At 65.9% G+C, this 12,142-nt stretch carries 13 protein-coding genes; 2 read left to right on the forward strand and 11 right to left on the reverse strand.

The window, feature by feature from the left end; genetic code table 11:
- Positions 1–522 precede the first annotated feature (522 nt).
- On the forward strand, positions 523–2,403 hold the full coding sequence (locus tag WS92_RS12325) for an ATP-binding protein (protein ID WP_041861785.1): 1,881 nt from the start codon (positions 523–525) through the stop codon (positions 2,401–2,403).
- Here the strand turns inward: WS92_RS12325 and WS92_RS12330 are convergent.
- Entirely contained in the window at positions 2,367–3,089 is a 723-nt protein-coding gene (locus WS92_RS12330) for a response regulator transcription factor (RefSeq protein ID WP_059930577.1), read from the reverse strand. The genes WS92_RS12325 and WS92_RS12330 overlap by 37 nt on opposite strands.
- Positions 3,090–3,608: 519 nt before the next feature.
- Here WS92_RS12330 and WS92_RS12335 point away from each other — a divergent pair.
- Positions 3,609–5,126: a helix-turn-helix domain-containing protein gene (locus WS92_RS12335; RefSeq protein WP_231748932.1), complete on the forward strand. Its 1,518-nt coding sequence runs from the start codon at positions 3,609–3,611 to the stop codon at positions 5,124–5,126.
- Here the strand turns inward: WS92_RS12335 and WS92_RS12340 are convergent.
- From WS92_RS12340 to WS92_RS12385, 10 genes are all read right to left on the reverse strand, one after another.
- Positions 5,107–5,820, reverse strand: a complete 714-nt coding sequence (locus tag WS92_RS12340) for a glycoside hydrolase domain-containing protein (protein ID WP_015600373.1) — start codon at positions 5,818–5,820, stop codon at positions 5,107–5,109. The genes WS92_RS12335 and WS92_RS12340 overlap by 20 nt on opposite strands.
- Positions 5,821–5,878: 58 nt before the next feature.
- On the reverse strand, positions 5,879–6,556 hold the full coding sequence (locus WS92_RS12345; protein ID WP_015602213.1) for a glycoside hydrolase domain-containing protein: 678 nt from the start codon (positions 6,554–6,556) through the stop codon (positions 5,879–5,881).
- A gap of 91 nt (positions 6,557–6,647) precedes the next feature.
- A complete protein-coding gene (locus WS92_RS12350) occupies positions 6,648–8,597 on the reverse strand; it encodes a hypothetical protein (protein ID WP_231755902.1) in 1,950 nt (649 codons plus the stop codon).
- 181 nt (positions 8,598–8,778) lie between these two features.
- Complete coding sequence (locus WS92_RS12355; protein WP_059930575.1) at positions 8,779–9,150, reverse strand: hypothetical protein; 372 nt, start codon at positions 9,148–9,150, stop codon at positions 8,779–8,781.
- Positions 9,147–9,476, reverse strand: a complete 330-nt coding sequence (locus tag WS92_RS12360) for a hypothetical protein (protein WP_059930573.1) — start codon at positions 9,474–9,476, stop codon at positions 9,147–9,149. Before WS92_RS12360 ends, WS92_RS12355 begins: the two co-directional genes overlap by 4 nt.
- The gene (locus tag WS92_RS12365; RefSeq protein ID WP_059930571.1) at positions 9,473–10,573 is read right to left on the reverse strand and encodes a hypothetical protein; all 1,101 of its coding nucleotides are present in this window, start codon (positions 10,571–10,573) and stop codon (positions 9,473–9,475) included. Before WS92_RS12365 ends, WS92_RS12360 begins: the two co-directional genes overlap by 4 nt.
- A 44-nt stretch (positions 10,574–10,617) precedes the next feature.
- On the reverse strand, positions 10,618–10,965 hold the full coding sequence (locus WS92_RS12370; RefSeq protein ID WP_006024224.1) for a hypothetical protein: 348 nt from the start codon (positions 10,963–10,965) through the stop codon (positions 10,618–10,620).
- Positions 10,966–11,014: 49 nt separating this feature from the next.
- Positions 11,015–11,548 carry a RebB family R body protein gene (locus WS92_RS36990; protein WP_059930568.1) on the reverse strand — a complete coding sequence of 178 codons (534 nt, stop codon included), beginning with the start codon at positions 11,546–11,548 and terminating at the stop codon, positions 11,015–11,017.
- Between the two features lie 5 nt (positions 11,549–11,553).
- Complete coding sequence (locus WS92_RS12380; protein WP_009911057.1) at positions 11,554–11,745, reverse strand: RebB family R body protein; 192 nt, start codon at positions 11,743–11,745, stop codon at positions 11,554–11,556.
- A gap of 88 nt (positions 11,746–11,833) precedes the next feature.
- Positions 11,834–12,106, reverse strand: coding sequence for a RebB family R body protein (locus tag WS92_RS12385; protein ID WP_006024227.1), 273 nt, complete (start codon positions 12,104–12,106; stop codon positions 11,834–11,836).
- Between the last annotated feature and the right edge of the window lie 36 nt (positions 12,107–12,142).

The following is a 12,142-nucleotide window of genomic DNA, read 5'->3' on the forward strand; positions in this document are numbered from 1 at the left end:
GCGGCGAGGGGGCCGTCTGACTGCGCAATCGCTCCGCGCTTCGCCATGCCCGCTCACCGCGCTGCGGCGCGCGCATTGCGACATCGTCGCGCCACCCGGCGATGAACCGATTCGCATCGTATGGCGCCGAAACGCGCCCGGTCCCGGTTTCGATTTTGGTCTCCGGCGTCGGCTCCGCGTCGCGCGGCATGCTGGACGGCCGGTTCATCTCGCGGCCCCTCGTTTTCCCGAATGCCGGTTCGCCGCGATGGCGTCATTGTCCGCCGGCTTTCCGATCCTGACAGTCGACGTCATCCCCGACCTTCGATCCGCTGCTCCGGACTTTCCCATATCGCGTTTCCGCCTCGCATTCCGCGGCGCAACCGCGCGCCGGCTTGTATCGTCGTTGCCGGCTCGCCGCCCCCCGTTCCGCTAATCTTCGATCTCGAAAACGAATACTGCTGTCGATTTTTTCTGTTCCTAAAATTCAGACTGGCCGGCCCGACCCGCTTATCCGCCGGGAAATGCTCAACCAGAACAACTATGACTGCCGACATGCTGCGGGGCGTAATTCCACACGGCTTGCGCTTTGCCGTCGTCCTGGGGGCGGCATGCCTGCTGCTGCGCTTTCTGCCGAGCGCAATCAACGCCGCATGCGTCGTGGCAGGACTCTCCGTGATACTGCGATGGCGGTGCGCGGCCGCATCGCCGCTGCTTTGCCCGCTGTCGATCACGATGGGTTTCGCGCTTGCCGTGGGTTTGCAGCAGGTCTGGCGCACCGAGCGCATGCGCCGTCAGGAATTCGCCCGTATGCGCCGCGACGCGCGCCTGTGCGAGGAGCTGCGGCGTGCGAAGGAGGCCGCCGAAGCCGCGGACCGGGCCAAGACGAGCCTGCTGGCGATGGTCAGCCACGAAGTCCGCATACCGATGAACGGCGTGCTCGGCGTGCTGCAATTGCTCGAAGGTTCTCGGCTGGATGCGATACAGCGTCGCCAGGTCTCGATTGCGCGGGATTGCGCCGAGCATCTGGTCGGCCTGCTCGACGGCGTGGCCGATTACGTGCGCGGCGGCGCGGCGCTCGACGCGCCGGCTCCGATCGACTTCGATCCTCGGCACCTGATTGAAGGCGTTGTCGAATTGATGCGCACGCATGCGTCGGCCCGCCAGACGGCCATCGATGTCTTCGTCGACCATCGCGTGCCGCCGGCGCTGCACGCAGACGCCGGACGGCTGCGTCAGGTGCTGATGAATCTGTTGAGCAATGCGGTGAAGTTCACCGAACGGGGCCGCGTCGGCGTGTCGTTGACGATGCGGGGCCGCGTCGCGGGCGCGTGGCAACTGGAGATCGCCGTCGAGGATACCGGCATAGGTATCCCGGAACACATGCTGACGCGGATTTTCGACGAGTTCGTTCAAGCCGACGAGTCGATCGGGCGACGCTTCGGCGGCGCGGGCCTCGGGCTCGCCGTATGCCGGCGCATCGTCGAGACGCTGGGCGGCACGATCGCCGTGGCCAGCGAATACGGCGTCGGCAGCCGGTTCCGGGTCGTCGTGCCGGTGGCCGCGGCGGTTGCTGCGCGGCCGCCGGCCATATCGGCGTTGCCTTCATCGCGACGCTTGAAGCTCCTCGTCGTCGACGACGACCCGGTCAACCTGATCGTGATTGGCGGCCTTCTGACCCAGGCGGGCCACGACGCGACGCCGGTGAGCAGCGCGGACGCGGCCGTCGCGGAGATCGCCCGCGGGCGCTTCGACGCCGTATTCGTGGACCTGCACATGCCGCTCGTGGACGGCATCGAGACGGCGCGCCGCATACGCGTGCAGAACGCGCGCAGCCAGGGGCGGCCGGAGATGCCGATCGTCGTGCTGACCGCGGATCTGCTTCGTGCGCGGCATGCCGACGTGGCGGACGCGTTCATGTCGATCCTCGTGAAGCCGGTTCGGCGAGACGCGCTGTGCCGGGTGCTCGAACTCGTCGCCGGCGCTGCCGAGCCCGCCCGGCCTTCGGACGGAATCGGTTCGACGGACATGGCCGTGGATCTCGCGTGCCTGAGCGAGCATGCGGAGGCGCTCGGCGTCGCCGCGGTCGGCTGGCTCGTTCATCAGTTCCGGTTCGCGGGACGGCGCTCGCTGCGCGAGCTCGGCGAAGCGATCACGGAGCAAAACCTGCACCGGGTCAACGAGCTTTCACACCGGCTCGCGAGCTCGGCCGCCGCGCTGGGACTGCTGCGGCTCGGGGCGCTCGCCGAGCGCCTGAAGCAGGCGGCCGCTCGTCATCCGCCGTCGGACCTGTCCGCGCTCCTGGTCGCGCTCGACATCGAGTTCGAACACGCTTTCGATGCATTACGCGACATCGCGCGCGAGGCGCGGGGCGCGCGGCGCAATCGTCAACTGCATCGGTTCACCGCGGCGTCGAGCCGATAGCCGACTCCGACTACCGTGCCGATCGGGCAGCGGAGCCCGCCCGCGTCGCCGGACATCTTGCGGCGCAGCCGCGCGATCAACGTGTCCACCGTGCGCGCGTCCGCGGCGCGCTCGCGCTTGCTGACCACTTCGAGCAAGTACTCGCGCGTGAGCGTCGTGCCGCGAACCATCACGAGCGCCGCCAGCAGATCGAACTCGCGCGGGGTCAGCGGCAGCACGGCGCCGCCCACGAGCGCCAGCTCCCGGCGCCGCAGGTCGATCATCCAGCGGTCGAACGTGAGCACCGTGTCGACAGGCGCGAGCTCGTGATACAGCCGTTGCCGGCGCAACAGGGCGCGCACGCGCGCGAGCAGCTCGCGCAGCCGGAACGGCTTGGTGATGTAGTCGTCGCCGGCGGTTTCCAGGCCGAGGACGCGATCGAGGTCGCCGTCCCGTTGCGTGACGAAGATGATGCCGGCCGTGCTGTGCTCGCGCAGTTCGCGGGCAAGCGAGATGCCGTCGCCGTCGGGAAGATTGATGTCGAGCAGCAGCACGTCGGCGGGCGCGGCGCGCAGCGCGTCGCGCGCTTGCGCGACGTTGCCGCTCGTGCGCAGATCGAAGCCGGCGCTGCACAGGTAGCGCGCCAGCATCGTGCGGGTGATGGGATCGTCCTCGACGACGAGAATGCGTCCCGGTGCTGTTTCCATGGCGTCTCCTTCCGGATAACCAATTGGCGCGATTGATTCGAATATGGCAACGGTTCCGCGCCGGTTCCGCCGTCGATCCCGGCCGGCAAATTGTCAGTCGCCATGTTAAGCGGAGCATGCAATCGAATGCTCGAAGCCGTGCCGCCGTCGCGCGATCGTTCGCCGTCGCGGCCCCGTCGTCACGCGATGCCGCGCTTCCGTGTGAACAACGGTCGACAACGGTGGGCCGGCGACGTTCGATGCCGCGCGAGCCTCGCATACTGGGCGCACGCCAGCGACGGCTCGCCGTCGCGGCATGCCGGTTCATTCGGGCCTTCCCGGCGTATCCCGTTTCCGGACTCGACGCCACGTATGCGGGATCGCGCGTCCATGTCGGGAGATCGTCGAAAGACCGCATCGGAACCCCGATGCCGGAGTGATCGAATTCGTGAATGCACGAGCGAGGCCTTCGACGTGGAAGCGATATTGCGAAACGTTTATCGACCGTATCGGCGATTGCCGGATTTGCTCGAATTGTTGATGCGCGCGTTCGCTCGACATCTGGACCTGGGCGGCGCGTCATTGCGATTGCGCGACGTCGGCGTGCTGCGGTTGCATCGCAGCGGCGAGCGGTTCGATCTCGTCTGGCTCGACGGGAAGGGCGCCGGCGCCCACGCCGACGACGACATCCGCGCGGTCGCGCATTCGGCGCGGTTTCCGGTGACCTATGCGGGAGAGCCGCTCGGCATGCTGACGTTGAGCGCGACGGAGGGCGCCGCGCGGTCGGACGCCTTCGCCGCGCACGGCGCGGCCTTTGCGCATCGCTGCGCGCTCCTGTTCCAGCGCTACGGCGTGCAACGCTGGGCCCGGCAGCGGCTGAGCCGAAGCTTGTTGCTCGTGGGCATGTCCGAGCCGTTGCATCGCATTGAGATATTCGTCGAAAAGGCGTCGTACAGCCTGTTGCCCGTGTTGCTCACCGGCGAGTTCGGCACCGAGAAGGCGCCGTTGGCGGCGGCGCTGCATTGCTGCGGGCCGAGACGTGACGGGCCGTTCATCGAAGTCAACTGCGCCGATCCGGCGGACGATCCGGCGCAATGGTTCAGGCAGGCGGCGGGCGGCACGTTGTTCTTCAACGGCATCGACGAGCTCGCTCCCCGGCTTCAGAATCAGGTGCGGCAGTATCTGCATTCGCGGCTCGGGCAATGGCTGGTGGTGCCGGGCGAGTGCGAGGTGCGCGTGATCGCGTCGACGACGTCCGATTTGCGACGATGCGTGGAGGAAGGGCGATTCTCGCAAGCGCTGCTGGCCGAGCTGGACTTCTTGTCGGCGACGGTGCCGACGCTTCGCCAGCGCGAAAACGACATCGCGCCCCTCGTCGCCGCGGCGCTCGAGCATCATGGCTACGTCGCCGAGCGCAAGTGCAGCGACGCACTGCTCGAGATATGCGAGCGCTACGCGTGGCCGGAAAACGTCTATGAGCTCGAGCGCGTGATCGCGCGCCTGGCGGTCATGACGGGCGATGCCCCCATTGGCCGCGACGACGTCGCGCTTCATGTGCCGTGGATGATTGATCGGCCGCACGGCGAGCGCGTCGGCGCGGCGCACGGCCACGATCGGGACGACGGGACGTCACGGCCCGCGATCGAGACGAATGCCGCCGCGTTGCAATCTTCGGTGCTGCCGGCCCACTGGGCGCGATGCGCAATGACGCGCAACGCCGCGGAGCTGGCGCGATTGCATAAGGCGCTGCGCAAGGCGCTGCTTTATCTCGGCGAGCATTACGCCAATCCGATTTCGATGGAGCAGTTGGCGCAGCACGCGCACGTGAGCCCGTCGCATTTGAGCTATCTGTTCCGTCACACGCTGAATGTCGCGTTCAAGCCGTTGCTTCAGCACATTCGCATCGAGAAGGCGAAGGAAATGCTGATGCGCCACGACTGTCCGCGTGTGACCGAGGTTGCGCTGAGCGTCGGCTTCGGCGACTTGAGCCACTTCGAAAAAAGCTTCCGGCGCATCGTGGGATCGAGCCCGCGCGAGTTCAGGGGCTCGGCGGCGTGACGGGCCGCTGCCATCGCGATATGGACGGCGCGGACGGGTCCTTCAGGTTCGACGCGCTCAGATCCACCTGCAACGCTCCGGGCATCAGCACGCAGTTTTGCAGGTGTTGCCACGCCATCGCGTGCACATAGCCGCAACCGGCGGGCGTGACGGCGGGGAATGCGCCGAGGGGGCCCAGGTAGGGCTGCGGGTTCGTCGTCGGCACGTTCCAGGCCCAGATGCGCAGTTCCGGCGGCGGATTCAGACCGGCCATCAGCGACGCGATCGAATCGGCCAGATCGTGCGAGCAATAGACGCCGGGCTGATAGCCGTTCTTGACGACCTCGGCCGCCCATGCGCCGAGATAGGCCTGGGCATCGGCGTCGAGGGGGCTGCCGTCCTCCCAGTCGATGTACAGGTAGCCGTCGCGCGGAAAGCCTTCGGCGCGCGCCAGGTGAGCGGCTTGCGAGCCGTCGGCGGTGCCTTGCGCATCGGTCAGCGTGTTCGATCCGGCCTGTTGGCCGACGTAAATCGGCAGCAGCCCCCAGCCTTGCTCGATCAACGCCTGACGATTGCCCATCCAACTGTCGTCGGGATGGTTCGGCGCAGGCGCGAGATAGTAGCCGCACCAACTGAGATTGGTGTTGGATTTGAGCCAGTCGAGCTGCAGTTGGCCGGGGAAGATGTCGGTGTCGAAGCCTGCGTAGAAGGGCATGGCGTTGCTCCTTTCAGATGGCCCGCGGCGGCGGGCCATTCCAACGGCTATGAGGATGTCAGGGGGCGGACGGGTCCTTCAGCGTTGACGAACTCAGGCCCACCTGCAACGTCCACAGCATCAGCACGCTGTCTTTCTCGTATTGGTATGCGATGGCGTCCGCGTAGCCGCAATTGGCGGGGTTGTCGGTCTCAAATTGACCGATGGACCCTGAGTACGGATGTAGCTCCTCGGTTGTTTCCTTCGTGGCCCAGATACGCAACTCGGGCGGCGGGTCCAGATCGGCCGTCCACGTCGCTATCTTGGCGGCAAGCTTGCCCGAGCAACAGACGCCGGGGCGATATTGATATTTGCCCTTCATGACATTGTCCGCCCACGCGAGGAGATAGGCTTTTGCCTTTTCGTCGGCAAGGCTGCTGCTTCTCCAGTCGATGAATACGTAGGCGCCCTTTCGAAATTTTTCGTTGTCCATCAGCTCGGCGGCATCTGAGCCGTCGTCTTTGCCTTGCTTCTCGTCGATTTTCGCTGGGTCGGCCTGCTGGCTCCTGTAGAGGGGCAGCAAGCCCCAACCCTGTTTGGTCAGCGCTTCGCGCTTGCCTTTCCACTCGCTGTCAGGACGCCCGGGCGGGGGCGTCAGATGGTAGCCGCACCAGGAGAGGTTGGTTTTCTCCTTCAGCCATTTGAGCTGGTCCAGACCAGGAAAGTCCTCAATGTCGAATCCTGCATAGAAGGTCATGCTGGCGCTCCTTGATTGACGACTCGCAGCGATAGTTGGCGTGCTGGCAGAACATGCGAGGCCACGAAACACAGGGGGCTCGCGCGATCCGTCACACCACGGGAAGCAGCGTTTTCAGCGCCTCGTATTGCTGCGAGATCGTTTTGCGAATCAGGTAGTCTTCGATCAATGCCGCGGCGACCTTGCGCTGCGCGGCGATTTCCGGCAGCGATGCGTATTCGAGGTCGGGATATGCCGCATCGCGTCGGAATGGGGCTTCGCCGGGAGTGGCAGTCGTCATTGTCAGATAGGCGATCGCCTTGCCTTTCTCGAATACCACCATCGTCATCTCATGGGTGATGCCAGTGGCGCGCGGTACGCTGTAAGTCCGAAAGCGTACCGACGTGCTTATCGGCGTGTCGACATAGCGCGGATCGAATTCCGTTCGGAACAGCTCGCACAGGGTGTCCAACTGCAACTGGTTTTTCACGCGAATCACGACGGCCATCAATACGCCCGAAAAGCCGATTTGCCTGGGCTCAACGTATTCGTTTTGCTCGAGGACGCGGATCAGCACCAAGTCGTCGCTGAATGCGGCGTCGAGTACGCCTACGGCTAATTCGTCGGGCAAGCGCGCCACCGTTCGATCGATCAGTTGCCTCAACCTCACTCGCGCCTCGTCAAAGCGGATCAGCAGTTCGCGGGGGACATGGCCTCCCGCAGTGAAGTCGTTGTGATTCGCGGCCATTCCGTCGGCAATCCGGTCCATCAGGTTGCGTGCCAGGCAGTAAGCGGGGTCTCCATCATCCAGTATGGCTCGTGTCAGGGAGCCGCCATGCTGTTCGATGGCATCGGTGACGCTCGCCACGTGCGCGGGAGGGGCCGCATTGATATCGGCCACCCCGGCCATTTCGCTTAGCGTGTGGGCAATTTGTGATCTGTCGCTGGATCTCCAGATTTGCCCGAAGCGTTCAAAGCGTCTATCGAGCTTATCCGGGTGACGCGAACTTCCATCCGCGATCTCGCACAGCATCGTCGCGATTTCCCGCAGGTGGTACATGATGTCCGGCAGCGGCAGCTTCACTTCGGTGCTATCGCCGGTCGCCCCGACTTCCGCGCTGTCGGCGCCGGACGATTTCACCGCGATCGTCGTGTTCTGGATGTCGATCTGCCCCTGGGCCAGTTCCTCCCAGACCGCCACCGCTTCGATCGTGTCCCGTCGCGGCAGCGTGACGTCGATCAATTCCATCAGCAGCGGCTTGCGAACATCCGTTTTTATCTGCGCGGGCAAGGGGCCCCGCAGCAGGGTTGGCTGCGGCACCGGAAGCTTGGATAGCAGCAGAGGTGGCAGAGACGGCAATTGGGCGTGCCAGGTGTAGCCGAGCCGGTGCAGGATGAATGGACGGATCGCGTCATTGAGCAAGATGCCGGGTATCCGTTCCGGGTGATCGACGTCCGGGTCGGATATCCGGCGCCTGTCGTTGGTCCAGAGCCCCAGCCGTTGCTGGTCGAACACCTGGCGCAGCGATTGCGGGTCGTCGTATTCGAGCGAATAGGCCGAGTAGATCCGATGCTTTGACTTTGGGTCGTCCCGCTGCGCGATCCATTGCTTGATCGTCTGATCGGCGAAGTCGCCTGCCACCCGTGCGATGTCGACCCCTGCCCGGATCATCGTGTCCGTCACCAGCTCTTCAAGCAGGCCGTAGACGTAGGCTTGCAGCGGTACCGGCGCCCACGGATCGATGACGACCTGCGTATCCCAGTCGGATTTTCCGCCGCCGTTTTCCGTGGCCGCTGTTCCCTCGGGCTCGTGTATGCATTTGAACGCATTGCCGCCCTTCATATAGAACTTCACCAGTTTCCGGCCCTGGACAACGTGAAATTTCGCTTGCAACGACTCGTTCAACTCGGCGATGCGAACGTCGATTTCCTGCAGCGCCTCCAGGACTCGGGCGCGGATGGCCCGCTTCTCGATGCCGTCCGGCTTTTCCACGTCGTTGATCAGTTCGGTCAGCCAACTGCTCATCGCGCGCCGCGCCGACCGCTGTTCGGGCGTTTCCATACATGCTCCCGGACTAAGTTTCAATTGCAGCGATTGAACGAGTTCGTCGAGTCATGACGAGTCCGTTGTCGGCCGCCCCAAAAGCCTTGGCTTGACCCGGTCGTAGGGCGGTCGCGACCTGGCATGACACGAAGCCGTCTGACGAGAGCGGGTCTCCCGCAAGGTAGGCGCTGCCCATGAGCTATCCCGCCCGAGGTCCCGTCGCCCCGGCCCCCGCCGCCGCGGCCATCGCCTGTTCCGCCTGTCGCTGCGCCGCCTCGACCGCGCGAGCCTGGGCCTCTCCGGCTTGCCGCGACGCGTTCGCCACGGCGGCTTCGCCGGCTGCCGCGCCGCTCAGCGCGGCCGCGAGCGCCTGCTCGGCCTGCGTCATCGCTTCGCGCGCGGCGTGATCGCCGTCGGCTGCGCCGGCGTGCGCCGTGCTGTTCAACGCGGCGCGCATCGCCTTGTCGGTCGCCGCGACCGCGTCATCGACCGCCTGTTGCGCCTGCATCTCGGCGGTCTGCGAAATGGACTCGGGCGGATTCGTCGCCGATACGTCACGTCGGGGGTTCATCGCATGCCTCGCTTGTTCGGAGCCGGAACCGCAACCGTGGAAACGGCATCCGTCTTTCCGGCGGTGTGCAATGCGTGCAGCGATTCCAGCAGCGCCAGCCTGGCGTCCACGACCATCTGCTGAGCCTTCGCGCGCGCTTGCCTGCGCATGTCGGCGACGGCGGCGTGCGGGTTCGCGAATTCAGGCGGTGCGTTGGCCGGCGTGATGGACGGCGTGATGACCGGCGCGACGCCGGAAGGCGCGGACACGCGTAGCCGCCCGGCCGCCGCTTGCGAGTCTTCCGGCCGTTCGAATGCGTTCGAAATCGGTTTATTGGGAATGCTCACGATACGTTCTCCTGTTCTGCGGTTGCGTTTTCCGTCGCGGCGGGCGCAAGCGCCGCCGGCGCGGCGGGTTTCGCGCCGAAGTCGTTCAGCGAAATCACGCCGTTGCCGCTCAACTGCAATTCGGCATGCAATTGAGCGGACTCGACGGGGAACAGACAGGTCGCGCCATCCTGGCCCATCGTGCCGCGGTCGGGCTGGTGGGCGGCCAGAAACGCCTGCGCCGCGTGCATGAAGAGCTCGACGATGCGCTTGGCCGCTTCGCCCGTCTCGCCCTTGTAGGCGGTGTGCTGGACGATCTGCTGGGCGCCTTGCGACAGCCTCGCGAAGCCCACCATTCGGCCTTGAGCGAGCCAGTTGCGCACGGTCTGCGCGACGTCGGACGGCCCCGCCAGGCCCTGCACCTGCGGACAGTCCAGCGCGCCGAAAAGAATCGGCAGCAACGCTTCCGACGCATCCGTCGCCGCGGCTTCGCGCCGCTCGGGCGTGGCGGCGCTGCTGTTCAGTTGTTCCGCGTAGTCGAGATAGAAGCGGTAGAAGTCGCAGAATTCGAGCACGGTGCGCGCCTGCTTCAACGCGAACGAGGCGGCCTCCTGCTGCAACGGCTGCTGCCGTGCGCCCTGCGGCAGGTGCATCAGGTCCGTGACCGCCAGGCTGTCGTCGAAGCCGAGCGCCTGGAACAGCGGCGCCGACTTGACGCCCAACTGCGCGAGGAAGCTCGTGCCCGCGGCCAGTTCGTCGCGGGTGACGAGACGGTGTTCCGAGAGGACCTTCGCCACCTGCGCGGCCACGACGGACGAGCCGTCGCCGCTCTCGGCGCGCGCGAGGATGTGCAGGTCGGCCAGGCTCAGCGTCATGAGCTTGACCGGGCTGATCATCAGTCCGAGCTGCGGCAGCAGCGTGTAGCGCGACGCGTGCAGCCCCTGCTGGACCGTGGCGATCAGCTCCGTCTCGTCCGCGAAGTCGTAGCGCGCCGACGGCGCGGTGGCGGCCCAGACCAGCCACTCTATGCCGCCGTCGACGAACGCGAGCGCGAGCCGCCCGATGTCGGACAGCGCGTTGGGCAGCGGTATCAGCTTGCCGGCAACGGATACGGTCATGGCAATGCTCCTTGATCGGACTGCGGGAGGCATACGGGTTCGCTTCAGCCGGCCGGGAATCCCTTGAGCACGGTCGCGGCGACCGAGCCGATCTTCGCGTAGTCGTCGGTTGCGGACTTCATCATCTCCTGCGCCTGGGTGAGCGCCGTCGCGTATTGCGGCTTGCCGGTGGCGAGGAACTGCGCCATCGCCACGCCGGCCGCCGTCGTCGCGATCGTGGTGATGTTGCGCAACGCGTCGGTCGCGTCCTGCACCGCGAGCGCGGTCGATTGGGCGACCGACTGATAGGCCTTGCCCGCGCCGCTCGTCAACACCACCTGCGGGCTCATCGTCGCGAGCTGGCTCTGGTTGATCACGTCGATGACTTGAGAGTTGACCTTCGAGGGATCCATGACATTTCCTTCGGTGGGGTGAATGTGTCAGCGGGCAGCGCGAAATCCTTCAGTTCCTGCTGCTCGGTGCGCCGTGGTTCGGCGTGTCGCCGCCCGGCTTCGACAGCGCGGCCGTGACCGATTGCGCGAACTGGTCCAGCGCGTACTCGGCGTCGCCCGCGTCCTTCGCGGCCGTGTCGGCCGAGGCCTTCAGCTCGTCGAGGGCGGCCTTGGCTTCGCCGAAAGCCGTCTCGCTTTCCTTGACGGCGGCTTCCACGACGGCGGCCGGCGACGACGATTCGCCGGGCCCCGGCAGCGGATGCACTTCGGGCGGCGGTGCCGGCGCGGGCGGCGGCGGCGGGGGCGGCGCCGGGAACGGCACGGCGAGGATCTTCGCGCACGCGGCCGTCAGCGCGGCCGAGTTGATCATGCCGACGCTTTGCTGGCGATTCACCGCGTTGTGCATGGCCATGCCGAGCGTTTCCAGCAAGACGGCGTCGAGCATGCCGAACGCTTGTGACGGCGATTGGCCGGTCGTCAGCGTGACGACGTTGCTGACGGCGTCGACGATTTGACTGTTGACGGTGCTGTCATCGGTGCTCATGACGATTAGCTTCCCTGTTGGCTTCCCTTGGCGATGATCAATGCGAGAACCTGAGTCGTGGCCGCGCCGGCGATGACCTGGCCCCGCTGCTGATTGGCGACGGCATTGCCCATCGCGATGCCGATGCTGTCGGCCATCGCGAGATAGGTCATGGCCATCGCGGCGGCGGCCGTTTGATCTACGGCGAGCTGTGGCATCGCGCGGACCGGTGCGGCCGAGTACCCGATAGCCGGCGCGCATGGCGCCCGCGTGCCCCGGTGCGTCGGCCGCGGGCGTCAGGCGCGGTTATTTCAGGCCGAGGATCTCCGCGGTGGCGGCGCCCGTGGTGCCCGTTTCCACCGTCAGCAGCGTGGACACGGCCTGCGTGGTGGATGCCTGCATCGTCACGTACGATTGCTGCTGATTGTTCGTCGCGTTGTGTGCGGCGTTCGACAGCGCCTGGCTCGTTGCCACATACAGGTTGCCCATCGCGACGGACGGCGCGTCGCCCAGTACCTTCGTGTTGACTTGCGAGACCGAATCGGTGATCTGGCTGTTGACTGAAGTCGGAAATGCCATGATTCATACTCCTTAATATAGAGATGACGAGTGTGG

Source organism: Burkholderia sp. MSMB1588 (genome assembly GCF_001546925.1).
Taxonomy (GTDB): domain Bacteria; phylum Pseudomonadota; class Gammaproteobacteria; order Burkholderiales; family Burkholderiaceae; genus Burkholderia; species Burkholderia humptydooensis.